A 24587-nucleotide genomic window follows, 5' to 3' on the forward strand; every position below is an offset into this window, starting at 1 on the left:
CATTCCAAAGGGTCGCACTTTAACAAAATATTCTGGTAGTGGAGTGGTTTTTTATAACTTCAACCTACAAATTTATGCATATATGTCAGTCGATAGAAAGCGGGATTGAGGCAGAATACTTTGTCAGACTAAATCATCCTTGAACCTTTCGACGATGACAGGTTGAATCTGTTCCCTTTCCAGTGCCGCGATGATCGTATCCCTTATCATGCTCATCCTTGCAACCATGGAACTTGGTTTACCTTTGGGATTATCCTGGCCATATGGGACGAAATAAATGTCTTTAGCTGCCATCAGCCTCATTAGATTGACACCATTTAACCCAAGTGCATCATTTGTTGATATGGCGACCACGACTGGACGATGATTTCTCATCGTCGCTTTTGCAGCCATAAGTACTGGCGAATCGGTAAGTGCATTTGCCATTTTACTCATTGAGTTACCCGTTAAAGGAGCGATCACCATGCAATCAAGTGGCAATTTAGGTCCTAAAGGCTCTGCTTTGACGATTGTATCAACGACATGGTTCCCCGTCAATTTTTCTATTCTTTCGACCCAGTCCTCTCCCTTTCCAAAACGGGTTTCTGTGTTTTGGACAGTGGATGTTACGATTGGAATGACTTCCGCTCCTTCATTTACAAGTTTTTCTATTTCCGGAAACACTTCATCATATGTGCAATGTGATCCTGTTAATCCGAAACCAATACGTTTCCCTTTGAGACTCATATCATTTTCCCCTTCCTTTTCAAGAACTCGCCTTGAATCAATAGTCCCAGTGCATTCGCTAATATCTGACCAGCTGTTTTCGGGGCAACTATACCCGGCAGGCTCGGTGCCAACAGCGCCTTAATTCCCCTTTTTTCAGCGTAACGAAAATCCGTCCCCCCCGGTTTTGAAGCAAGGTCGATGATTAATGTATGAACGGGCATATTGGCTATAACTTTTGCGGTAATTATCGGAAAAGGAATCGTATTGATACATATATCAACATCTTTCATTTCTGCAGCGAGTTCATTTAAATGAAAAGGAGCTAATGCCATTTCACTGATTCTCGCAATATCTTCGCTTTTTCTTGCCCCCACCTTCACTTTTGCTCCAAGTGCATGGAATGACCGGGCTACACTCATTCCGACCCTTCCCAGTCCGAGAACGGCTACATTCGATCCATGGATAGTAAAATCCGTATGTTGAATGGCCATCATGATTGCCCCCTCAACAGTGGGAATCGAATTATAAATAGCCACATCATCACGTTCGAACAATAGAACGAGTTTACGATCCACTTTCTTGAATATCTCATTAAGGTAGTCGTTACTGATTCCTGCATAAAAAATGCAATGTGCCGGGGTATTTTTTATCATTTCTTCAGTCAAAACAACCTCTTCACTGGAAAAGATTGTTTCTACTTTCCCATCTGAATCCGTGCCCCGGACAGGTAAAATAACTGAATCTAATTCCTTGAAGTTTATATCTTCCATTTTTTCCTTAACCGCTCCGGTAAAAGCATGGTCGAGCTGTTCAAAACCTACCAATAATAGCTTTGCATCAAGCTCCGTCAGTTTACGGACAACTTCAAGCTGACGCGCATCTCCACCAATTACAGCGATTTGCATGCCTGTGAGCATTAAAACCGTCACCTTCTTTATATAAAAGATCCTAAACATTCCTTGCTTCATGATATACAATTCCTTCAAGAAGCAATTCGGTTTTTGCTACATTCTCTAGTTACCCTGCCATCTTATGTTTTCACTTAAAAAACGGTGATAAGAAAAGAAAAAACGCCATAGCTATTGCCAGCTAAGGCGTTTTCGAGCTTGCGTTCCAAGAAGTTCAAGGTGCCTGGCACAAGCGTGGTCATCCATCCATATGCTCTCCGTCTTTAAGTGAAAGTCCTTCCTGAAAATCAATGATGACCATATCTGCACCGATTTTTTTTATATGTTCCCAAGGAACTCTTATTTCACTGCCATTCCTTAAAAGGCCGAACCATTTGACAGATGGGATGATCAATGAGGTAATTTGTCCAGTTTCATCTATTTCCAAATCAGTCTGACCAAGGACCCCTAATCTCTCCGCCCTATTCACATCGACTATTTCCTTACCGCTCAATTCGCTCAACCTCAAATTCGCTTCCCCCTTTTTCGCCTTCTATTCAATCTATATCCGAAAAAGGTAAACTTAGAAGGCATTTGTCCAAATATTGTCCATAACATTGGATCCTCCCGCATTCAAAGAAAAAAAGCCTGACCTCCCATTAATTAAAGGAAGGTGCAGGCGTGTTCGTCATTATTTATCCCAGTTTTCCAGCGGGCTCACTAATGACAAGGAATGTTCCGTAAAGATCTGGTTTGCCAATTCATTGACAGTATCCTCCGTCACCTCGTCAATCTTGATGATGATATCATCAAGGGTACGGTGCTCACCCAACATCAGCTCATTTTTTCCGTTCCGGCTCATGCGGCTATTCGTGCTTTCAAGGCTAAGCATCAAGCTGCCTTTAAGTTGCTCTTTACTATTCCGTAATTCCTTTTCGGTAATGCCATCCCTCTTTAAAGTATCCAGTGTTTCCTGAATGGTTTCATACAGGCTGTCAAGCTGATTTGTGCCTGTCCCCCCATATACTGTCACCATACCGCTATCTTGATAGCTGGAATGATAGGAATAAACGGAATAGGCAAGGCCTCGTTGCTCCCTGACATCCTGGAATAGGCGGCTGCTCATGCTTCCTCCAAGAATATTATTCAAGGTAATCAGGCTGTATGTTTTATCATTTCCGATTTCCAACCCTTTGTAGCCAAGGCATAAGTGGGCTTGTTCCGTATCTTTTTTACGGGTGATCCTATTTTCATGGAAGGAAGGCTTGACCAATTCAAGACGATCTTCCCCTCCTTGATACGAGCCAAAGTAGCTTTCGACTTCCTTAATCATTTTTTCATCTACATTCCCAGCAATGGATACAACTACTTTATCGGGTGTATACATGTCATGGACGTATTTTTTTAATGTATCACTATTGAACGTTTCAAGCGTATTTTCCGTGCCAAGTATCGGATAGCCAAGGGGATGATTTTCATATACCGCCTTGCTTAAGAGGTCATGGACAATATCATCTGGTGTGTCTTCGTACATTTTGATTTCTTCGTAGACGACATTTTTTTCTTTTTTCAATTCTTCCCCATCAAACGTTGAGTTGAAGAACATATCAGCAAGGATTTCAAGCGCATAGCTTGCATGGTTATCCATTACTTTTGCATAATAGCATGTATACTCTTTTGAAGTGAATGCATTCACCTGTCCGCCAATACTATCGAATGACTCGGCAATTTCACGCGCATTTCGCGTAGCTGTCCCTTTGAAGAACATATGCTCCAAGAAATGTGAAACCCCATTCAATTCCGGTGTTTCATTTCTTGAACCTGTTTTGATCCATACTCCAATTGCTGCAGAGCGTACAGTTGGAATATTTTCCAATACAATTCTTACTCCATTTTGACACGTGTATTTCTTAATCAACTAACATTCCTCCCAATCATTCTATGCTGCTATCGTAACCAATACATTATGGATTCGATCGCTCTTCATCTACTGCTTCCGAAACGGTAACAACATCTAAGTCTTTCTTTTTTATTTCAATTATTAACGTTTCCAGTGATTTTGCAGTAGATTCCGTCGGATGCATCAATATAAATGCTCCTGGGTGTACCTTAGAAAGCACTCTTTGTTGAAGGACTTCAGGGCTTGGCTTTTGCCAGTCAATCGTATCCACACTCCACATGACGGTCTCCATGCCGAAAGAATCCGCGATTTTCACCGTTTCGTCCCGGTAGCTTCCACTTGGTGGTGCGAACCATTTCATTTTCAAACCCGTCACCGCTTCAATGACTTCGTTCGTTTTTCGAATTTCCTCACGTGTAGCTTGTGCGGAGATGTTTTTCATATCGGGATGTGAATAAGAATGATTTCCAATTTCATGTCCGCCACCCTTGATCATCTTGGCCAAATCTGGGTTTTTCTTGGTCCAATTGCCTTCCAGGAAAAAAGTGGCCTTGACATTATACTTTTTTAACACGGCCAACATATCTTGTAAGTACTCATTCCCCCAGGCCACATTGATTAAAAATGAAACGACTGGCTTTTCGGGATGGGCACGGTAAATCGGAGCCGGATCCAGATCCTCCATATGTATCTTCGCAGGAACCTGCTGAAACACCAGCTTATCTTTATCGAACACGCCCTCCTTCTTCATGGCTTTATACGAATCATCAATATTTACCTTCAGGCCGTTATATGCAGGAACGGTTTTCCAGACAGAATCTATTCGTGCATCCTGTGGTGCAATCTCATATTTTTTTGTTGATTCTTTTATTTGTAAAAGAAGCTCGTCTTCTTGCTTCATTGAAGCAACTGAATCATCGGTTAATTGGGTCAAGTAAATTTGTGTATATGGATTTTGCACTAATAACCATGATATACCTGCAATGGCACTTATCGCAACTATCTGCTTCCATTTATTATTCATTTTTTACGCCCCCTTCATACCAAAATGTATGAAGAAAACGGACAAGGTAGAACTTGACATCCTTTTAACGCCATTCACACTATGGATATCCCCATACTTTTAAACAAAAAAAAGCATGCAGATTCGCAAGGAACCGCATGCCGGATTTTCATTTTTCATTACGATTGAGAAGGGTTGGCTGCCTCTTTTTGCTCTTTCAAGACCGCTTTACGGGAAAGGTTTACCCTTCCTTGCTTATCGATCTCAGTAACTTTGACCAATAATTCATCCCCAAGTGAAACGACATCTTCCACTTTTCCGACTCTTTCTTCAGCCAGTTCAGAAATATGTACCAAACCGTCTTTACCGTTGAAGATTTCAACGAAGGCACCGAACTTTTCGATACGTTTAACTTTACCTAAGTATAGTTCGCCCACTACGACTTCACGTACGATATCCTCAATGATTTTCTTCGCTTTTTGAATCATTGGTTCATCAGTAGAAGATATGAATACCGTTCCATCTTGTTCGATGTCGATTTTCACGCCAGTTTCTTCAATGATTTTGTTGATATGTTTTCCGCTCGGTCCAATCACATCACGGATCTTATCCGGATTTATGGACATTGTAACGATTTTTGGAGCATATTTGGATAACTGCTCACGCGGTTGATTGATTGTTGACATCATTGATTCCAAAATATGCATCCGGCCATGTTTGGCTTGAAGTAAAGCTTCTTCAAGAATCTCTCTTGATAGACCCTCAATCTTAATATCCATTTGTAGGGCAGTAACACCTTTTGAAGTACCTGCGACTTTAAAGTCCATGTCTCCCAGATGGTCTTCCATGCCTTGTATATCCGTTAAGATTGTATAGTGCTCACCTGATTTGACAAGTCCCATGGCAATACCGGCAACTGGAGCTTTCAATGGAACACCGGCATCCATCATTGCCAAAGTGCTTGCACAGATACTTGCTTGTGATGTTGAACCGTTTGATTCAAGCACTTCAGAAACAAGTCTGATTGTATAAGGGAAGTCTTTATCGTTTGGAATAACAGGCTCCAATGCCCTTTCACCAAGTGCACCATGACCGATTTCACGGCGTCCTGCCCCACGGATGGGTCCAGTTTCACCGACACTGAAATGCGGGAAGTTATAGTGGTGCATAAAACGTTTTGACTCTTCGGTACCAAGTCCGTCCAGAATCTGCACATCACCAAGTGCACCTAATGTACAGATGGATAGAGCTTGGGTTTGTCCGCGTGTGAACAATCCGGAACCATGTGTACGTGGCAGAATGGTAACTTCAGATGATAATGGTCTGATTTCGTCAGGATTACGGCCATCCGGACGCACCTTTTCTTCCGTGATTAAACGACGGACTTCGGATTTGACCAATTTATTCAGGATTTCTTTGATTTGCTTTAATTTTTCTTCATCAGTTTCTTCCTCATAATGACCCAATACACGATCTTTTACTTCTTTGATCGCGTCTTCACGAGCATGTTTTTCCTGAACTTGTACAGCTTTGTTCAAGTCTGCTTCACATAGGCCTTTCACTTCTGCTTCCAGTTCTGCATCCACTTGATATAAAGTGACCTGCATTTTTTCCTTGCCGATTTCAGCAACGATTTTCTCTTGGAATGCAATGATCTTCTTGATTTCATCATGTCCAAACATGATTGCTTCAAGCATCGTTTCCTCTGGCACTTCATTTGCTCCGGCTTCAACCATGTTGATAGCATCTTTAGTGCCGGCAACCGTCAGATTGATGTCACTTTTAGCTAATTGATCGACAGTAGGGTTAATAATGAATTCATTATTGATCCTTCCCACTACAACTCCGGCAATTGGCCCTTCGAACGGAATATCGGAAACTGAAAGTGCAAGTGAAGAACCTAGCATAGCTGCCATTTCCGTAGAACAATCTTGATCGACACTCATAACCATGCTGATGATCTGAACATCATTCCTGAAGCCATCGGCGAAAAGCGGACGGATTGGACGGTCAATCAAGCGGCTTGCAAGAATTGCCCTTTCACTCGGTCGTCCTTCACGTTTAATGAAGCCTCCCGGAATTTTACCGACTGCATAAAGTCTTTCTTCGTAGTTGACTGTCAAAGGGAAAAAGTCGACATTTCTAGGTTCCTTCGAAGCCGTTGCTGTACTTAATACAGCAGTCTCTCCATAACGGACTAAAACTGCCCCGTTCGCTTGTTTGGCCAATTGCCCTATCTCTACCGTTACATTACGGCCGGCCCAGTCAAATGAATACGTATGTTTTTCCTGTCCCATTTATTAAACCCCTCTCTGAATCTTCACTTAGAGGCTTAGTTTACCTAAACCTGTATTTGATAAATCATTTATATGTGAAAAGTAACTAAACTCGAGTTAAAACCAAACTATTCCTATTATGCACGAAAAAAACAAGCATTAACAGTAAAATGAATAAAAATTTCATTCATTTGATTATGTATATCCCGATCATTTATAAATGGAAAAGGACCCGGCTCCTGCCGAGTCCCAAGGACGAAGGCCCAGCCTTAAGTAGAATACGTCCAAATCATTTGATTAACATCAAAAAAGCGGGAAATTTCCCGCCTTCCTGAAAAAATTATCTACGTAGACCTAATTTGTTAATTAGTGTACGGTAACGAGTAACGTCTTTGTTACGTAGGTAAGTTAAAAGATTACGACGTTTACCTACCATTTTTAGAAGACCGCGACGTGAATGGTGGTCTTTTTTGTGTGTGCGTAAGTGACCGTTCAAGTTGTTGATTTCTTCTGTTAATACTGCGATTTGAACTTCTGGAGAACCAGTGTCAGTATCGTGAGTTCTGAACTCAGCGATAAGTTCGTTTTTGCGTACTTGTGTAATTGCCATGTTATTATTCCTCCTAAAATTCTGTAAAATCACCTATTACCGAGCCAGCGTCGGAGTCTCGACTAGCCAAGCAATGGTTATTTTCATACATACAATAGAATACATGTTTTTCATTAAAATTGCAAGTCTTGTCTTTTATCCTTCAAGATTTGCAAAATAGTCTATGGCATTTTGCTTATCCGTTTCAATCTGAGCGACCAACGCTTCCAGTCCGGAAAATTTCTGCTCACTCCGAAGTCTTGTATGCCATTCAACCGAGACCTGGCTGCCATAAATATCTCCTGAGAACTCCAAGGCATGAACCTCCACAGTCGGATATTTAGGTTTTTCTTCGTGGAATGTAGGTTTGTAGCCGACATTGCAAACCCCTTTATACCATTTACCGCTTATTTTGATCCTGACGGCATATACGCCGGCAGCAGGAAAAATATAATCATCACCCACTTCAATATTAGCGGTGGGGAAACCCAATTTCCTGCCCCGCTTTTCACCGTGAACGACATGTCCTTTCGTTAAATAGCGGCGGCCAGCCAAATGATAAAAGTCGGTAAAGCTGCCATTACTTAGAGTTTCCCTGATTCTCGTCGAGCTAACCTTTTCATCTTCCATTGTCTGTTTTGCGACGACTGTCTGTGAAAATCTGCCCTGTGCATAAGCAGGCAAATCTTCCATCGACCCTTGACCATAGCGACCGTAGGAATAATCAAAGCCTGCAACTACGTGACGGACATTCAGCCCGGCAATGTATTCGTCAACGAACCGTTCCGGCAGTACCGAAGCAAATTCCTTGCTGAAATGGACAATGAATAAATAATCTATCTCCATCGACTCTATGATAGCCACTTTATCTTCAAGTGGAGTGATATAGCGGATATTTTCCGTTTTCCTACCCAGTACTGCAGAAGGATGTGGGTCAAATGTCATGACTGCTGACTTAAGATTCATTTCTTCGGCTTTTTGCTTGGCGGTCTGAATAACTATCTGATGACCTTTATGTATACCATCAAAAAATCCAAGCGCCATTACAAGCTCAGGAAAATCATCCGAATTAAATTGATGAGGATGCTCTATTGCGATCACTTTCACCTTTCAATCTCCTCTTTCCGGCGGTAAAACGGTCTATAATTCTTGTGCCAATACTTTTACAGGTTTAATTAATCCCTCTTTTGTCGGATGTATTTGATAAATGGCAATGGCCTTATCTGCTGGGTCGACCATAACAAAAGGCATCCCTTTATCAACAACAACATCCTTTGGTTGCTCCAATACCGCACCGTTAAGTACTTTCTTTGCTACTTTATCACTAATCTGAAATTTGGGCAAATGAAATAATCCCCGTTCCAAAGGCAGCAGAAATTTATCCGTTTGTCCACTTTCCATGAAATCTTCCACTTCCGCAAATGTGAAACAATCCTCCTGCTTAAAACCAGCTGATTCAATACGAGTCAAGTCTGACATATGGGCAGGGAAACCCAATTCTTCCCCCATCATGACTGCAAGCGTACGAATGTATGTTCCTTTGCTGCATTTGACGCGAAACCGAAAAGAAATGGTCTCCCCTTTGAATTCAGAACGATCATCGAGAAGGGTAATATCATAAATGGTGACCTCCCTTGTCGGCCTCTCCACTTCCACCCCTGCACGGGCATATTCATATAACTTCTTCCCGTTTACCTTTACTGCTGAATACATTGGCGGCGTCTGTTCAATCTTTCCAGTCAGTGATTCCAGCACTTCCAGAATCCGTTTACGCTGAATCACTTGATCAACCTTTTTCTCTTCCACTTTTTCACCGCTTGCGTCTTCAGTCGTCGTTGAAAAACCAAGGGTAACTTCCCCTTCATACGCTTTTCCGGCTTCTGTCAAATATTCGGCTATCTTGGTTGCCCTGCCAATACAAATAGGTAAAACCCCTGTTACATCAGGATCTAAAGTACCTGTGTGCCCAACCTTTTTTGTCTTTAGGATCTTTCTTAATTTAAAAACACAATCATGGGATGTCAATCCCTTGGGTTTCCATAATGGAAGAATACCGTTCACGCTTTCACCTCATCATTTATAAAACACCCTAAATTATTCTCATAAAAACAAAATGAATTCCAATTCCGATAGGTGTTTTTCGCTTTTTTACATACCCATTTTTCAAAAAAAAGAGACCGACTTCAAGAAGTGCAAAGCACTTATTGAGTCGGCCTCCTTTTACTGCTTGCTTATTCCTCGTCTTTTTCAGCCGGTTTATTGATTTGGGAAATCAACGACTCGATACGATTACCATAATCGACCGATTCATCAAATTCAAAAAACAGCTCAGGGGTTTTGCGAAGGCGGATCCGCTGCCCAATTTCTGAACGCATGAATCCTTTCGCCTTAGCTAGACCTTGCAGGGTTTTCTCCCTTTGTTCCTGGTCACCCAAAACGGAAATATAAACTGTTGCCTGTTGTAAATCGCCTGTAACCGCGACATCCGTCACAGTAACAAATCCGATTCTTGGATCTTTAATTTTTCGGCCGATAATTTCACTCAGCTCTTTTTTCATTTGTTCGCCAACACGATTTGAACGAAGGCTCATAATATCACCTCGATAGCCTAAAGCCAGTCTATATCTGTTATTGTTCGCTCTAGTTCCGGAAAAGAATCTAGAAATTTAAGGGCATTTTGAAGTTCCCGTTCAGTAGCCTTCCTCGAGGATGATACGGTAACGATAGTAATCTTTGTCCGCTGCCATAAATCCTGGAAATCGGTTTCTGCTACAGAAATATTGAACTTCTGCTTAAGCCGTGTCATGACACGCTGAAGCACGGCCCGTTTTTCTTTCAAAGAATGGGTGTCATGGATGATGCATTCACATTGGACAGAGCCAACGATCATTTACGTTCAATCTCTTCCATAACATACGCTTCAATTACATCGCCTTCTTTAAGGTCGTTGTAATTTTTAATCGTAATACCGCACTCATAGTTCGTTGCCACTTCTTTTACATCATCTTTAAAGCGTTTCAATGCATCAATTTCACCTTCAAAAATGACGACACCTTGACGAATTAAGCGAATTCCGCTGTCACGGGTAATTTTTCCTTCTGTAACGTAAGAACCGGCAATCGTACCCACCTTGGATACTTTGAAAGTCGTACGGACTTCAGCCTGACCGATAATTTTTTCTTCGAATTCAGGGTCAAGCATCCCTTTCATAGCCGACTCGATCTCTTCGATCGCTTTGTAGATGATGCGGTGAAGGCGGACATCAACATTTTCTGATTCAGCTGCACGCTTCGCATTCACGTCAGGACGGACGTTGAATCCGATGACGATAGCATTCGAAGCTGTAGCAAGGATGATGTCAGACTCTGTGATAGCACCGACGCCAGTGTGTATGATTTTCACTTTAGCGCCTTCCACTTCTATTTTATTCAGGGAAGCGGCAACTGCTTCCGCAGAACCTTGAACATCAGCCTTTAAAATGATGTTCAATTCTTTAATTTCCCCTTCTTTCATTTGCTCGAACAATGTATCTAGGGTTACACGGGATTTCTCATTACGTTGTGAAGCAAGTTGCCTTTGTGCACGCACTTCCCCAACTTGACGGGCCGTTTTCTCATCTTCAAAGACGATGAAACGGTCGCCGGCCTGTGGCACTTCGTTCAATCCAGTGATTTCAACAGGTGTTGATGGACCTGCATCCTTAACACGGCGTCCCAGATCGTTAACCATGGCACGAACACGTCCGAATGTATTACCGATAACAATCGGATCGCCGATTTTCAACGTTCCGTTTTGAACTAGCAAAGTGGCAACCGATCCGCGCCCTTTATCCAAACGTGCTTCGATGACCGTTCCATTTGCTTTACGAGATGGATTAGCTTTATACTCCTCCACTTCACTGACAAGAAGGATCATTTCAAGCAAGCTGTCGATTCCTTCACCGTTTTTAGCTGAAATTGGTACGAAGATCGTATCTCCGCCCCATGCTTCAGAAACTAAACCGTGTTCTGTCAATTCTTGCATGACACGGTCCGGATTGGCAGCTTCTTTATCCATCTTATTGACAGCGACGATAATTGGAACTTCTGCCGCTTTAGCATGGTTGATCGCTTCAATCGTTTGAGGCATAACACCATCATCCGCAGCGACGACAAGGATGGTGATATCGGTAACTTGTGCACCGCGGGCACGCATTGTCGTAAACGCAGCATGGCCTGGTGTATCCAGGAATGTTATTTTCTTATCATTAACTTTAACTTGATAAGCACCGATATGCTGAGTGATTCCGCCTGCTTCGCCTTCCGTTACTTTTGTATGGCGTATAGAATCGAGCAATGTCGTTTTACCATGGTCAACGTGTCCCATGATCGTCACGACAGCCGGACGTTCGATCAAATCTTCAGAAGCGTCCTCAGTGACAAGTGATTCCAGGTCTGTTAGGTCGATACGAATCTCTTCTTCGGCCACTACACCGTATTCCGCACAAATCAATTCAATCGCATCTTTATCCAAAGTCTGGTTGATTGTTGCCATAACACCAAGCATAAAGAGCTTTTTAATGATTTCAGAAGGTTCACGGTGAAGTTTTTTTCCAAGTTCCATAACAGTCAAAGACTCATAAAACGTAATTTTCTCTGGAAGTTCCCTTTCTTTACGTTTTGTAACAGGTGCCTGAGGCGCTTGTTGTCTTTGTTTATTATTTTTATTCTTGTTATTGCGGCCCTTGTTGAACTGACCTGTTGGTTTTTTCGTTCCTACAGGTTTAACTGGTGGTTTCTTCTTCAGTTTTTCTTTATTGACTGTGCTCTTTTCATCCGCTTCAGCTTCGTACTTCGCTACCGTAGCGTTAGCTTTTGGTTCTTGGCTTTTATCTTCGTTTTTAGGTTTGATTGAATCGTTTAATTTATTTACAGTTGAATCGTCTAATGCTGTCATATGGTTTGTTACCTCTATATTCATTTCTTTAAGTTTATTTATTACATCCTTGCTTGAAACGTTCTTTTGTTTTGCATATTCATATACACGCAATTTTGTCATACGTTCACCCCCGTAAAATTTAATCGAGCAGCGTTCGGAGTTTTTGTGCAAAACCTTCATCCAGAACTGCGACGGCAACTCTAGCATCCTTGCCTATCGCATGGCCGAGCAATGACCTGCTTTCGACTCTTTTTAAAGGAACCTGATAAAATGCGCACTTATCAGATATTTTTTTTTCAGTGTTTTTTGAAGCGTCCGCGGATAAAATAACAACTTTGGCATTACCGCTTCTAATCTCTTTAACCACTAATTCTTCACCCGAAATTAGCTTGCGTGCTCGATTGGCCAAACCTAATAGAGACATCCATTGTTGTTGTTGGGTCATGGTGTTAGTTTTTCTCCTTATTCACTAATTCAAGCAATTGTTCATAAAGGGAAGAATCGATTTGGGTACTAAGGTGATTAGCCAGCACATTTTTCTTTTTGGCCAGCTCGATAACATCCCGATCAAGAGTCAAATAAGCTCCCCTTCCAGATTTCTTTCCGGTAGGATCCAGGCTGACTTCCCCTTCTTTAGATCGAACGATGCGAATGAGTTCTTTCTTCGGCTTCATTTCGCCTGTAGCCACACATTTACGCATCGGGATTTTTTTTCGGCTATTCATCTTTTTCACCTCGAATTACTCGTTATCCTCTTCGAAATCTGTTTCCTCTTCAGTAACATAACTATCTCTGCTCAAAAGGAATTCCTGTTCTTCCACAGGATAAATACCAGCTTCGCGGGCTTCCGTTTCACTCTTGATATCAATTTTCCATCCTGTAAGCTTGGCAGCTAAACGGGCATTTTGTCCACGCTTACCAATTGCCAGCGAAAGTTGATAATCCGGAACGATTACAGTCGTCGCCTTTTCCTCTTCTTTCACTATAACTTCAAGTACTTTTGAAGGGCTTAAAGCATTCGCAACGAAAATGACCGGATTCTCCGACCATTTAACGATATCGATTTTTTCACCTTTCAATTCATTGACGATGGCCTGGACACGCTGTCCTTTTTGGCCTACACAAGAACCGACTGGATCTACTTCTTCGTTATCGGAGTGCACGGAGATTTTTGAACGGTCACCTGCTTCGCGGGCAACTGACTTAATTTCTACTGTTCCATCAAAAATTTCAGGCACTTCGATTTCGAATAAACGTTTTAAAAGGCCAGGATGTGAACGGGATACAAAAATTTGCGGGCCCTTGGAAGTCTTTTCAACTTTAGTGATGAAAACTTTAATGCGATCATGTGGCTTATACTGTTCATTCGGCATTTGCTCATTCACCGGGAGCAAAGCTTCGATTTTACCTAGGCTCACATAAATGAATCGGGAATCCTGGCGTTGTACGATGCCAGTCATGATATCCTCTTCACGATCGATGAATTCGGCATAAATGATGCCCCGTTCCGCTTCACGCACCCTTTGAGTGACGACTTGTTTTGCTGTTTGTGCAGCAATACGGCCGAAATCCTTAGGTGTTACTTCCATTTCGACAATATCATCTAACTGATAGTTGGGATCAATTGCTCTTGCTTCTTCAACAGAAATTTCCAGACGTGAATCGAACACTTCGTCTACAACGTCTTTTCTGGCAAATACACGCATTGTCCCTTTACCAAGATTCAAGTCGATACGTACATTTTGTGCTTGGTTAAAGTTACGGCGGTATGCCGATATAAGGGCAGATTCAATCGCGTCGATCAAAACCTCCCTGGAAATTCCTTTTTCGTTTTCTAAAATATAGAGAGCATCCAATAACTCATTGCCCATGGTGATCCCCCTTACGGATATTTAAATTAATGATTTGCTTGACTTAAGCGAAGGTAATCGCCAATCTTGCTTTGGCTACCTTTTCGAATGGTATGACGATCGTTTTCTTTCTTGTCTTGATTCTGACTTCGAGTGTCACTTCTTCACCATCGAAACTGGTTAAGATTCCTTCGAATTCTTTTTCATCTAAAATGGGCTCGTATGTTTTTATGTAAACATTTTTACCGATAGCATTAAGGAAATCCTTCTCTTTTTTCAGAGGCCTTTCTGCTCCGGGTGATGAAACTTCGAGAAAATAATTTTGTGGAATCGGATCAACCTCATCAAGCTTTTCACTGAGTTTTTCACTCACATTTCCGCAATCTTCAATATCTACGCCTGTTTCTTTATCAATGTACACTCGAAGGAACCAGCTTTTACCTTCCTTCACATACTCCACTTCGACTAATTCAAGCTGCAATTCTTCAAGAATTGGTAATGCTAATTCCTCTACGACTTCCGTTACCTTTTTACTCATTTGTTTCCTCCATACGTGCGTTGTATGCGCTTGGTTTCGGATTCAAAATTAAATGGTCAATACAACACGAAAGAGTGGGTTTCCCCACTCTTGCCATTGGTTCCTCTTAGTATTTCCAATAAAAATATACCATAATCAAGATATTTATGCAAATATCATGTCTGTTTCTTCCTTTTTGGAATCAGTTCCCTCTTTAAAATAAAGATAACTGGTTTTGTTCAGGCAATGACTCCAGACAGCCTTGTTTATCAAGGTATTCAAGGATGGTCTTCGAAACCTTCCCACGTTGCTGAAGGTCTTCTTTGGAGAGGAATTCACCATTTTTCCGTGCATTGACAATATTGATCGCCGCATTCGTCCCAAGACCCGGTATCGAATTGAATGGCGGTATCAATGTATTTCCTTCAATCAGGAATTGATCTGCACTGGATTTGTACAAGTCAACTTTAGCGAAGGAATATCCGCGTTCACACATTTCCAATGCAAGTTCGAGAACCGTCAATGTATTCTTTTCCTTGGTGGATGCATCCAATCCCTTTACCATGATTTCTTCCATTTTCGATTTGATGGCCTGCGATCCCCGAGTCATGGCGTCGATTTCAAAATCATCGGCACGCACTGTGAAATAGGCTGCATAATACAATAAAGGCAGATGGACTTTAAAATAAGCAATCCGGACAGCCATTAAGACGTAAGCTGCAGCATGGGCTTTCGGGAACATGTATTTAATCTTCTTACATGAATCGATATACCATTCGGGTACCTCATTTTTCCTCATTTCCTCTTCGAATTCCTCAGAGAGCCCTTTCCCTTTACGTACAGATTCCATGATTTTAAACGCTAGGGAAGGATCAAGACCTTGATAAATCAGATAGACCATAATATCATCCCGGCAGCCTATAACCTCACTTAGTGTACATATCCGGTTGTGAATCAGTTCCTGTGCATTGCTCAGCCATACATCCGTACCATGGGAAAGCCCCGAAATCTGAACAAGCTCGGAAAATGTCGTAGGTTTCGTATCTTCAAGCATTTGCCGGACAAAGCGCGTACCAAATTCCGGGATGCCCAGCGTACCCGTTTTACACATGATCTGTTCTTCGGTAACTCCTAAAGATTCAGTGCTGCTGAATATTTTCATTACTTCCGGATCATCGGTAGGAACGGTCTTTGGATCGATGCCGCTTAAATCTTGAAGCATCCGGATTACTGTCGGATCATCGTGTCCAAGTATATCAAGTTTCAAAATATTATCGTGAATGGAATGGAAATCAAAGTGAGTAGTTTTCCATTCGGAATTCCTGTCATCCGCAGGGAACTGAATAGGTGTGAAATCATAGATATCCATATAATCCGGAACAACGATGATTCCGCCCGGATGCTGTCCAGTCGTCCGTTTCACACCAGTACAGCCGGCAACAAGGCGATCAGTCTCGGCCCCACGCATATGGATGTTATTATCAGAGGAATACCCCTTTACATATCCATAAGCCGTTTTTTCGGCAACCGTACCAATCGTCCCTGCACGATATACATATTCTTCTCCGAATAGGACTTTCGTATAGTTATGGGCCTTCGGCTGATATTCACCGGAGAAGTTCAAGTCGATATCGGGAACCTTATCCCCTTTAAACCCAAGGAAAGTTTCGAATGGGATATCATGCCCGTCTTTTGTATAAGCAATGCCGCAATCGGGACAGTCTTTATCAGGCAGGTCAAACCCGGAACCTACAGAACCGTCATTGAAGAATTCGGATTTCTTGCACTCCGGACATACATAATGCGGCGGAAGCGGATTTACCTCTGTAATTTCAGTCATGGTGGCAACGAAAGATGATCCAACCGATCCCCTTGAACCAACTAGATAACCATCATTCAATGATTTTTTAACAAGTTTGTGAGAAATTAAATAAATAACGGCAAAACCGTGGCCGATGATGCTTTTCAATTCTTTTTCAAGACGGGCTTCCACGATTTCCGGCAGGTTCTCTCCATAGATCTTCCTTGCCATGCCATAACTCATTTCACGCATCTCTTCATCTGCACCTTCAATTTTAGGTGTATATAACTCATCCTTGATCGGCTTGATTTCATCAATCATATCAGCGATTTTATTCGTGTTGGTCACCACGACCTCTTTAGCTTTCTCGGAACCGAGGAAGGAGAATTCCCGCAGCATTTCATCTGTTGTCCGAAAATGTACGTCAGGAAGCTTATGACGATTCAGCGGATTGGCGCCGCCTTGTGAATTCACAAGGATTTTACGGTAAATTTTATCATTCGGATCCAAATAATGAACATTTCCCGTAGCTACGACTGGCTTATCCAATTTTTCACCAAGCTTGACTATATTGGAGATGATCGTTTCTAATGATTTATCATCCCGTACATATTCAAGCTCAACCAAATGCTGATACACTTCCTTCGGATGGATTTCAAGATAGTCGTAGAATTCGGCGATATCGACGACTTCCTCAAAACCCTTCTGCATCATCCCTTCAAAAACTTCCCCTTTATCGCAACCCGATCCTACCAAGATTCCTTCACGATACTTTTTAAGTTGTGAGCGAGGTAATCGGGGCACACGATAGAAATAATCGATGTGTGATATTGAAATTAATTTGAAAAGGTTTTTTAACCCCGCCTGTGTTTGCGCGATCAGCGTACAATGGGACGGCCGGGAACGCTGATAGGCATTTCCTTTACCCATATTGTCATTAAGTTGATCATGATGGGTAATCTCCCTTTCCATCGCATCCTTCAGCATCTTCAGCATAAGGTAACCTGTAGCTTCGGCGTCATAAATGGCCCTATGATGCTGGGTCAAATCAATATCGAACTTTTTACATAATGTATTTAACCGGTGATTTTTAAACTCCGGATATAAGAAACGGGCAAGTTCCAATGTATCAAGAACTGGATTGGAAGCTTTAGGATAACCCAAGTTTTTATAACCTATATTCAAAAAGCCCATATCGAAGGCTGCGTTGTGGGCAACCAGGATCGCATCGCCCGCCCAGTCCTTGAACTTTTCTAGTACTTCCGAGACTTCTGGAGCATTTTGTACAAGATCATCAGTGATTCCAGTCAACTCTATCGTCGTATTGGAAAGTGGGTGATGCGGATTCGCAAATGACTCGAATCGATCAATGATATCACCGTCACGAATTTTCACTGCAGCAAATTCAATGATCGTATCATAAACGGCTGACAGGCCTGTCGTCTCTACGTCAAACACAACATAGGTGGCATCCGCCAAAGCGATATGCGCCTCATTATAAACAATGGGTACACCATCATTTACAAGATTCACTTCGACGCCATATAGGATTTTGATACCATTCTTTTTACCGGCACTATAAGCTTCAGGAAATGATTGTGCGCCAGCATGATCTGTAATGGCCACAGCCTTATGCCCCCACTTTGCAGCCTGGGCAACAAGCGCAGAAGTAGGTGTCACGGCATCCATCTGGCTCATTGGGGTATGCATATGCAGTTCTACACGCTTTTCCCCTTCTGGAGCCTTATCCTGCCGTCCTTGTTTTGAAATTTCATTTATATCATTTGCGATCATTACAAGGTCACGTACGAATGTATCATTTTGGATGCTGCCTTGGGCACGTACCCACATCCCTTTTTTCACTCGGGCAAGTATGGCGGCATCTTCTTTATCACGCGAAAACATTTTGACCAATATCGAGCTCGTATAATCAGTGACTTTAAAGGTCAACAGGCTTCGTCCGCTGCGTAACTCACGCACTTCTGCATCAAATACGAAGCCTTCGATAGCAATCCTGCGCTCTTCATCAATAATTTGTTCGATTCTGCGGAAATCCGCATCTTCTTTAATCGTATAGCCAATTTTAACCGGTCCATCGTAGACGGCATCGTCGCCGCCTTTTTCCGATTCTTTTTTCTGCATTTCCACTAGGGCAGCAAGTCCCTTTTCTGCGTCTTCCTTTTGTTTCTCTTCTAAGAACTTCTGGTAATCAGGATTCGAAACCGTTTCCTTCACTTCCGCTTCAAGTGTCAACGGGGGAAAACCGAATGTTTGGTAGATATTCGAAATGATGCCGGAGTATTTTCGTTTTAACTGACCAGCCTCCGTATCATTTCGGGCGCTAACGATAAGCTTATATCCATTCACCGTTGGCACTTGTTCATTCAGAAGTGATAACAGTGCCGGAGACATGCCTTCAAGCTCGCTGATGCAGTTTTTCCAATACTCTTTCACCAATTGATCCGTCACCTGCGGATTAGCTACGTTCAAGTTGAATGTGACCTTCGCAATATGGGAAAACGTACTTGCTAGATGAGTAGCAAGTCTTGTATGAACACTGCAAGGAATTAATGCAGGTATATTAAAAGCAAAATGCCATGTTTTGGACTCCCTCTCGATTGAGAGTTTATCAATTTCGGCACCTATGAAATAATTCACAAAGGCATCCTCAGTCAAGTCCATCTGCTGGAGCAAGAGTTGAAATCTCTCTCTACCGCTATTTGGATTTTGATCCATTCCCTCTCTCCCCTATCTACTATCTCTTATTTTTCATTATCATTTTCTTTTGATACCAGAGGCTATTATAACATATCATGAATGTTTCACTAGTATCCAAATCCATGAAAAGGAAAGGCATCATCCAAGTGAATGATGCCTAATTCCGCTATTTTAAATTATGCCATTATTTCGTGAAGCTTTTGAGTCAGTTCGGCTCTTTCAATTTCAAGAACCTCACCCGTTTTACGGATTTTCACTTCGACGATTCCGTCGGATGCCTTTTTACCAACAGTCACCCTGACAGGAAGACCGATCAAATCAGAGTCTGCGAATTTTACGCCCGCACGTTCTTGACGATCATCCATAAGAACTTCCATGCCTTGTGCTTTTAGATCATTATATAAATCTTCTGCAAGGGCAGCCTGAGCCTCATCCTTCATATTGATTGGAATCAAATGGACTTGGTATGGCGCCAAATTCGCTGGCCAGACCAATCCTTTTTCATCGTTGAATTGTTCAGCAACAGCGGCAAGTGTACGGGAAACACCTATGCCATAACAGCCCATGATCATAGGCTGCGTCCGTCCATTCTCATCCAGGAATGTCGCATTCATAGCATCGGAATATTTAGTTCCCAACTTGAATACGTGGCCTACCTCAATTCCTTTGGCAAATTTAATTATTCCGTTTCCGTCCGGTGATGGGTCACCCTCTTGGATGAAACGAAGATCTATATAATTGGCCACGTTAAAATCACGAGCGGGATTTACGTTCACATAATGGTGGTCTTCTTCATTAGCACCACAAATTCCATTAGCCACGGCCTCGACGGCAACATCCGCAATTACTTCAACTTCAGAAGTGACATTGATTGGTCCAAGAGATCCAATTGTACATCCTAAGACTTCCTTCGTCTCATTTGGATCGACCAATTCAACGATTGAAGCGTTATAAAAATTCTTCAGCTTGATATCATTGACTTCATGATCTCCTCGTACCAATACAAGCACATACTTTTCATCCACTTTAAACAATAAGGATTTAATTAGTTTCTCTGCACTAGTATTCAAGAATGCAGCAACTTCTTCAATCGTTTTTTGACCTGGTGTATGGACCTTTTCAAGTGCAATTTGTTCTTCTGGGCTTTTTTCATATTTTACGCTCACAGGTGCCATTTCAATATTGGCTGCATAATCGGAACTATCCGAATAAGCGATGGTATCCTCCCCTATGTCAGACAGGACCATGAATTCATGTGTATCCTTACCACCCATTGCCCCTGAATCGGCAATGACGGCACGGAAGTTCAAGCCACAACGGCTGAATATATTCGAATATGCCGCATATAAATTTTTATAAACAGCATCAAGGCTTTCTTGATTGGCATGGAAAGAATAAGCATCCTTCATGATGAACTCCCGTCCACGCAACAATCCGAAACGCGGTCTTTTTTCATCACGGAATTTGGTTTGGATCTGGTAAACCGTTAATGGAAGACGCTTATATGATTTCACCTCATCACGAACTAAGCTGGTTATCACTTCTTCATGTGTGGCACCAAGCGCAAATTCACGGTTGTTGCGATCCTTTAGCCTCATCAACTCTGGACCATAAGTATACCAGCGTCCAGATTCCTGCCAGAATTCGGCTTGTTGTAAAGCCGGCATCAATAGTTCTACTGCGCCAGCATTTTCCATCTCTTCCCGAACGATCGCTTCAACCTTTTGAAGCACCTTTTTCCCAAGCGGCATAAAACTATAAACCCCGCTGGAGTTTTGTCTCATAAATCCTGCACGTAATAGCAGCTGATGGCTTTTGATTTCAGCATCTGCAGGCACTTCCCTCAATGTAGGGATCAACGTCATACTTTGTTTCATATCTGCACCTCTTCAATATTTCCTTTAAATTACTTGCAGCTACGGTATATTTAATACCGCAACAATAATACGGTCATTTCATACAAAAAAGACTTTCCGCGTTATTCAGAAAAGCTAATTTAATATACTCATTCTCGATTATACTTACGATTTCCCTAGAAAACAAACAATTTCCCCAAAACGATTAAAAAACTAGGAAATCCTTCAGATAATAAAACGGCCAACAGATAAATCTGCTGGCCTGTTTTGCATTATCAAAACATGTCTTACAGGAAGAAGCGCTGGATGTCGTTCCATGTAACGACAATCATCAATAACATCAGCAAAGCAAAGCCGATGAAGTGGACCATTCCTTCTTTTTGACGATCGATCGGTTTCCCTCTCAAGAATTCGACCACAAAGAATAACAGCCTTCCTCCATCCAGTGCCGGTAGCGGAAGCAGGTTCATGATTCCCAAGTTAATGCTGAGCAGCCCTGCCCATTTCATTAACGTGAATAAACCTTGTTTCGCCACTTCCTCTGTTGATTTATATATTCCTACAGGACCGGATAAACTGTCGATTGTAAACCCACCCGTTACGAGGTCACCAAGGATGATGAAGATTTGTTTTGTCCAAAAATACGTTTCTGTAAAACCATATTGTATAGCTTTAATCGGTGCTTTTTCAACCGGAGGGTATACTCCGATAATCCCGATTTTCTTCCCTTCCCTCTCCACTTCTTGCGGAACAACCGGAACTTCCAATGTTTTCCCGTCCCTGTCAACGACGAACTCGATCTCTTGCCCAGGGTTCTTTTGAATGCTTTCCTGAACATCTCCCCAAGTGGAGACTTCCGTCCCTTCTATGGATTGAATGACATCCCCCGATTTTAAACCGGCATTTACAGCCGAGCCATCCGGTGTCAACTCGCCAAGTTTCGCTTCATCCACCACGACTCCTTGAAACAGGCCGATCAATACAAAAATGACAAAAGCCAAAACGAAATTCATTGCCGGTCCAGCTACAATCGTTAGGAACCTGTGCCCAAGCGACTTTGAGGCAAATTGCCGGTCAAAAGGAGCAATCTGGTTCTCTACTCCATTTTCAACGATCACCGCTTCTTTATGAATGGCAAACGTTTTTAGTGTTTCTTCCTCGCCCTCTTCATAACCAGTAAGGATCAGTTTATGATCAAGGTCGATCACTTCAACTTCCACAAGACGAATATCAGGATATTTATCTTTATTGTTCAAAATGATTTTTGTAACATTCTCTTCATTATCAAACATTAATCCCACTCTGTAGCCGGGCTTCAATTCTATATTCTCTGCATCTTCACCAGCCATACGCACGTACCCGCCAAGAGGAAGCAATCGAATGGTATAAACCGTTTCCTTCTTTTTATATGTGAATACTTTTGGCCCGAAACCGATTGCGAACTCACGGCATAAAATTCCTGCTCGCTTTGCAAACACTAAGTGCCCAAGCTCATGGAAAAATACTAGAGCTCCAAAAATGATGATGAACGCTATAATCGTTTCTAAAGTCTGCATGTTCCGGTCACCTATCTTTCACTAAAGATTCTATATACTGCCTTGTCATATGATCGACTTCCTGAATCGTTTCTAAATCTGGAAGGGCTATGACGGAATGCTGATTCAGCGCTTTTTCAATCAATGTTTCAATATCAAGGAAGGTTACCTTTCCAGATAAGAAAGCAGAGACTGCAGCTTCATTGGCGGCATTTAGCACAGTAGTCATCGTTCCGCCCATTTTACCCGCTTTATAAGCGAATTGCAAACAAGGATATCTGGTGAAATCCATATCGCTAAAATGCAGTTTGCCTGCTTCAGCAAGGTTAAGCCGTTTGCGCCCTGCCAGCGGAACGCGATCCGGATAAGTAAGTGCATATTGTATCGGCACCCTCATATCCGGTGTCCCCAGTTGTGCTATCACGCTGGAGTCATGAAACTCAACCATGGAATGGATGATGCTCTCCTTATGTAGCAATACATCAATTTTATCGTAGGGAAGATCGAATAGCCAGTGGGCCTCAATTACTTCCAATCCTTTATTCATCATTGATGCCGAATCGATTGTGATTTTAGCTCCCATTGACCAGTTCGGATGGTTCAGTGCCTCTTCCACCGTTACATCCTTCAATTCTTCCCTGGTCCTATCTCGAAAACTGCCTCCAGAAGCAGTAATGACAAGTCGTTCTATATTTCTTTCCTTTTCACCTTGCAATGCCTGAAAAATAGCGGAATGCTCACTGTCAACCGGCAGCAATCTAACCCCCGCTTTTTTTGCTTCACTTATGACCAAATGACCTGCCGTCACCAAAGTCTCCTTGTTGGCGATAGCAATATCTTTTTTAGCCTTTATTGCTTGAAGTGTCGGATAAAGACCAACGCTTCCGATTACAGCATTGACCAATATCGTCGCTTGACCATAAACGGCAACTGCGGTCAATCCCTCATCCCCATACATGAACTCGATATCTTTGCGGCTGGAGAATTCACTTTTCAAAACGTGATAATCTTCTTCCGTCTGGACTGAAACCAGTTTCGGTTCAAACTCTTTTATATAAGTCCTGACCAATTCTATATTCTTTCCAGCAGAAAGCGCCACGATCTTGAATTGATCTGGATGGGACCTTACTACATCCGCTGTTTGTTGACCAATCGATCCTGTCGCACCCAAAAGGCTGATATTTTTCAAATTGTTCATCTCCTAATTCAAATAACACTTGCCTATATTTATATTATAAAACGTGCAATAAATGCAAAATCGGTAAAATGAATATCACGCTATCAAGCCTGTCCAAAATTCCACCATGTCCCGGGAGAAGCGTCCCTGAATCCTTAACGCCATAATGCCGTTTATACGCCGATTGGACCAGATCGCCCAATTGGCCGAATACCCCAATGATTAATGAAATCAATAATAATTGTAATAACGTGTAATCAAGGCTGGAGAAGGCGTAAAACAGAACCCCCACTACCATTGCGGAAAATAACCCGCCGATAAATCCTTCCACCGTCTTGTTTGGACTTATTTCTGGCCATAGCTTTCTTTTACCAAGTGATTTACCTATGAAGTAGGCCCCGGAATCGGTTGCCCAGATCGTAAATAGGGTAAGGAGGATATAAATTAGCCCCAACCCCAATGAGTCACGTGTCTCAAATAGGTAATAGAAGCCTATCCCCAAGTATAGGATTGAAATCACTAGAAAGCCTGCGTCATCAAATGTAAAACGGTTTTTTGAAACGACTGTATAAAGCAACAGCAGCAAAACCCCGATTAAGAAGACTTGAACTTTATCGTAATTTATTTCTGCTAAAAAAGCAGTATACTCATTAGGCAATAAAAGCACCCACAATAATATGTAGGAAAGAAATGCTTCAAAAGACAGTACACGTAACTTTTTCATTTTCATCAGTTCATACAAACCAATTGACCCTAACAGATATACCGTCAGTAAAAAGGGAGTGCCCCCTAAAATGACTAGTGGAATGAAGATAGCGGCAACCACGACCGCCGTAATAATTCGTTGTTTCAT

21 protein-coding genes are annotated in these 24587 nt (G+C 42.1%); all 21 read right to left on the reverse strand.

From position 1 onward, the window contains the following. Window positions 1–123 precede the first annotated feature (123 nt). The gene (locus ACFVS1_RS13125) at window positions 124–726 is read right to left on the reverse strand and encodes a dipicolinate synthase subunit B (protein ID WP_101224686.1); all 603 of its coding nucleotides are present in this window, start codon (window positions 724–726) and stop codon (window positions 124–126) included. After that, the gene (gene dpaA, locus ACFVS1_RS13130) at window positions 723–1625 is read right to left on the reverse strand and encodes a dipicolinic acid synthetase subunit A (protein WP_230177688.1); all 903 of its coding nucleotides are present in this window, start codon (window positions 1623–1625) and stop codon (window positions 723–725) included. The genes ACFVS1_RS13125 and dpaA overlap by 4 nt, the downstream gene beginning before the upstream one ends. 229 nt (window positions 1626–1854) lie before the next feature. Next, complete coding sequence (locus tag ACFVS1_RS13135; protein WP_241591230.1) at window positions 1855–2124, reverse strand: YlmC/YmxH family sporulation protein; 270 nt, start codon at window positions 2122–2124, stop codon at window positions 1855–1857. Window positions 2125–2286: 162 nt separating this feature from the next. After that, the gene (locus tag ACFVS1_RS13140) at window positions 2287–3513 is read right to left on the reverse strand and encodes a M16 family metallopeptidase (protein ID WP_241615843.1); all 1227 of its coding nucleotides are present in this window, start codon (window positions 3511–3513) and stop codon (window positions 2287–2289) included. A 46-nt stretch (window positions 3514–3559) separates the two neighbouring features. Next, window positions 3560–4519, reverse strand: coding sequence for a polysaccharide deacetylase family protein (locus tag ACFVS1_RS13145; RefSeq protein WP_352921399.1), 960 nt, complete (start codon window positions 4517–4519; stop codon window positions 3560–3562). Window positions 4520–4677: 158 nt separating this feature from the next. Next, entirely contained in the window at window positions 4678–6795 is a 2118-nt protein-coding gene (gene pnp, locus ACFVS1_RS13150; protein WP_230177479.1) for a polyribonucleotide nucleotidyltransferase, read from the reverse strand. A 319-nt stretch (window positions 6796–7114) separates the two neighbouring features. Continuing rightward, a complete protein-coding gene (gene rpsO / locus ACFVS1_RS13155) occupies window positions 7115–7384 on the reverse strand; it encodes a 30S ribosomal protein S15 (protein WP_053345367.1) in 270 nt (89 codons plus the stop codon). Window positions 7385–7519: 135 nt separating this feature from the next. Next, a complete protein-coding gene (gene ribF, locus ACFVS1_RS13160) occupies window positions 7520–8470 on the reverse strand; it encodes a bifunctional riboflavin kinase/FAD synthetase (RefSeq protein WP_387547965.1) in 951 nt (316 codons plus the stop codon). Window positions 8471–8503: 33 nt separating this feature from the next. Further along, a complete protein-coding gene (gene truB, locus ACFVS1_RS13165) occupies window positions 8504–9424 on the reverse strand; it encodes a tRNA pseudouridine(55) synthase TruB (RefSeq protein WP_387547968.1) in 921 nt (306 codons plus the stop codon). A gap of 170 nt (window positions 9425–9594) precedes the next feature. Beyond that, entirely contained in the window at window positions 9595–9954 is a 360-nt protein-coding gene (rbfA, locus tag ACFVS1_RS13170) for a 30S ribosome-binding factor RbfA (protein WP_101224680.1), read from the reverse strand. A 17-nt stretch (window positions 9955–9971) separates the two neighbouring features. Next, the gene (locus tag ACFVS1_RS13175; RefSeq protein ID WP_352921406.1) at window positions 9972–10253 is read right to left on the reverse strand and encodes a DUF503 domain-containing protein; all 282 of its coding nucleotides are present in this window, start codon (window positions 10251–10253) and stop codon (window positions 9972–9974) included. Further along, window positions 10250–12400 carry a translation initiation factor IF-2 gene (gene infB / locus ACFVS1_RS13180; RefSeq protein WP_101224678.1) on the reverse strand — a complete coding sequence of 717 codons (2151 nt, stop codon included), beginning with the start codon at window positions 12398–12400 and terminating at the stop codon, window positions 10250–10252. The genes ACFVS1_RS13175 and infB overlap by 4 nt, the downstream gene beginning before the upstream one ends. Before the next feature lie 19 nt (window positions 12401–12419). Further along, entirely contained in the window at window positions 12420–12725 is a 306-nt protein-coding gene (locus ACFVS1_RS13185; RefSeq protein WP_034313614.1) for a YlxQ family RNA-binding protein, read from the reverse strand. Between the two features lie 4 nt (window positions 12726–12729). After that, window positions 12730–13005, reverse strand: a complete 276-nt coding sequence (gene rnpM, locus ACFVS1_RS13190) for an RNase P modulator RnpM (protein ID WP_061462443.1) — start codon at window positions 13003–13005, stop codon at window positions 12730–12732. Window positions 13006–13020: 15 nt separating this feature from the next. Continuing rightward, on the reverse strand, window positions 13021–14151 hold the full coding sequence (nusA, locus tag ACFVS1_RS13195) for a transcription termination factor NusA (protein WP_352921409.1): 1131 nt from the start codon (window positions 14149–14151) through the stop codon (window positions 13021–13023). A gap of 43 nt (window positions 14152–14194) precedes the next feature. Continuing rightward, complete coding sequence (gene rimP, locus ACFVS1_RS13200; protein ID WP_352921411.1) at window positions 14195–14668, reverse strand: ribosome maturation factor RimP; 474 nt, start codon at window positions 14666–14668, stop codon at window positions 14195–14197. Between the two features lie 193 nt (window positions 14669–14861). Beyond that, complete coding sequence (locus tag ACFVS1_RS13205; RefSeq protein WP_352921413.1) at window positions 14862–19184, reverse strand: PolC-type DNA polymerase III; 4323 nt, start codon at window positions 19182–19184, stop codon at window positions 14862–14864. Between the two features lie 158 nt (window positions 19185–19342). Beyond that, entirely contained in the window at window positions 19343–21043 is a 1701-nt protein-coding gene (locus ACFVS1_RS13210) for a proline--tRNA ligase (protein WP_352921415.1), read from the reverse strand. Window positions 21044–21309: 266 nt separating this feature from the next. Continuing rightward, window positions 21310–22578 carry an RIP metalloprotease RseP gene (gene rseP, locus ACFVS1_RS13215; protein ID WP_101224674.1) on the reverse strand — a complete coding sequence of 423 codons (1269 nt, stop codon included), beginning with the start codon at window positions 22576–22578 and terminating at the stop codon, window positions 21310–21312. A gap of 7 nt (window positions 22579–22585) precedes the next feature. Beyond that, a complete protein-coding gene (gene dxr / locus ACFVS1_RS13220; RefSeq protein ID WP_387547975.1) occupies window positions 22586–23746 on the reverse strand; it encodes a 1-deoxy-D-xylulose-5-phosphate reductoisomerase in 1161 nt (386 codons plus the stop codon). A 43-nt stretch (window positions 23747–23789) separates the two neighbouring features. Beyond that, window positions 23790–24587 (reverse strand): phosphatidate cytidylyltransferase, encoded by a 798-nt coding sequence (locus ACFVS1_RS13225; RefSeq protein ID WP_241591212.1) that lies wholly within the window; start codon window positions 24585–24587, stop codon window positions 23790–23792.

The organism is Peribacillus sp. NPDC058075, assembly GCF_042885195.1.
Classification (GTDB): Bacteria; Bacillota; Bacilli; order Bacillales; family DSM-1321; genus Peribacillus.

What these genes read in the sequence shown, in the direction of transcription:
- rseP (WP_101224674.1), bottom strand. Translation starts at nt 22,578, where the DNA reads ATGCAGACTTTAGAAACGATTATAGCGTTCATCATCATTTTTGGAGCT.
- dpaA (WP_230177688.1), bottom strand. Translation starts at nt 1,625, where the DNA reads ATGCTCACAGGCATGCAAATCGCTGTAATTGGTGGAGATGCGCGTCAG.
- rimP (WP_352921411.1), bottom strand. Translation starts at nt 14,668, where the DNA reads ATGAGTAAAAAGGTAACGGAAGTCGTAGAGGAATTAGCATTACCAATT.
- ACFVS1_RS13175 (WP_352921406.1), bottom strand. Translation starts at nt 10,253, where the DNA reads ATGATCGTTGGCTCTGTCCAATGTGAATGCATCATCCATGACACCCAT.
- ACFVS1_RS13205 (WP_352921413.1), bottom strand. Translation starts at nt 19,184, where the DNA reads ATGGATCAAAATCCAAATAGCGGTAGAGAGAGATTTCAACTCTTGCTC.
- ACFVS1_RS13210 (WP_352921415.1), bottom strand. Translation starts at nt 21,043, where the DNA reads ATGAAACAAAGTATGACGTTGATCCCTACATTGAGGGAAGTGCCTGCA.
- rpsO (WP_053345367.1), bottom strand. Translation starts at nt 7,384, where the DNA reads ATGGCAATTACACAAGTACGCAAAAACGAACTTATCGCTGAGTTCAGA.
- ACFVS1_RS13185 (WP_034313614.1), bottom strand. Translation starts at nt 12,725, where the DNA reads ATGACCCAACAACAACAATGGATGTCTCTATTAGGTTTGGCCAATCGA.
- pnp (WP_230177479.1), bottom strand. Translation starts at nt 6,795, where the DNA reads ATGGGACAGGAAAAACATACGTATTCATTTGACTGGGCCGGCCGTAAT.
- ACFVS1_RS13145 (WP_352921399.1), bottom strand. Translation starts at nt 4,519, where the DNA reads ATGAATAATAAATGGAAGCAGATAGTTGCGATAAGTGCCATTGCAGGT.
- ACFVS1_RS13225 (WP_241591212.1), bottom strand. Translation starts at nt 24,587, where the DNA reads ATGAAACAACGAATTATTACGGCGGTCGTGGTTGCCGCTATCTTCATT.
- rnpM (WP_061462443.1), bottom strand. Translation starts at nt 13,005, where the DNA reads ATGAATAGCCGAAAAAAAATCCCGATGCGTAAATGTGTGGCTACAGGC.
- ACFVS1_RS13125 (WP_101224686.1), bottom strand. Translation starts at nt 726, where the DNA reads ATGAGTCTCAAAGGGAAACGTATTGGTTTCGGATTAACAGGATCACAT.
- rbfA (WP_101224680.1), bottom strand. Translation starts at nt 9,954, where the DNA reads ATGAGCCTTCGTTCAAATCGTGTTGGCGAACAAATGAAAAAAGAGCTG.
- nusA (WP_352921409.1), bottom strand. Translation starts at nt 14,151, where the DNA reads ATGGGCAATGAGTTATTGGATGCTCTCTATATTTTAGAAAACGAAAAA.
- infB (WP_101224678.1), bottom strand. Translation starts at nt 12,400, where the DNA reads ATGACAAAATTGCGTGTATATGAATATGCAAAACAAAAGAACGTTTCA.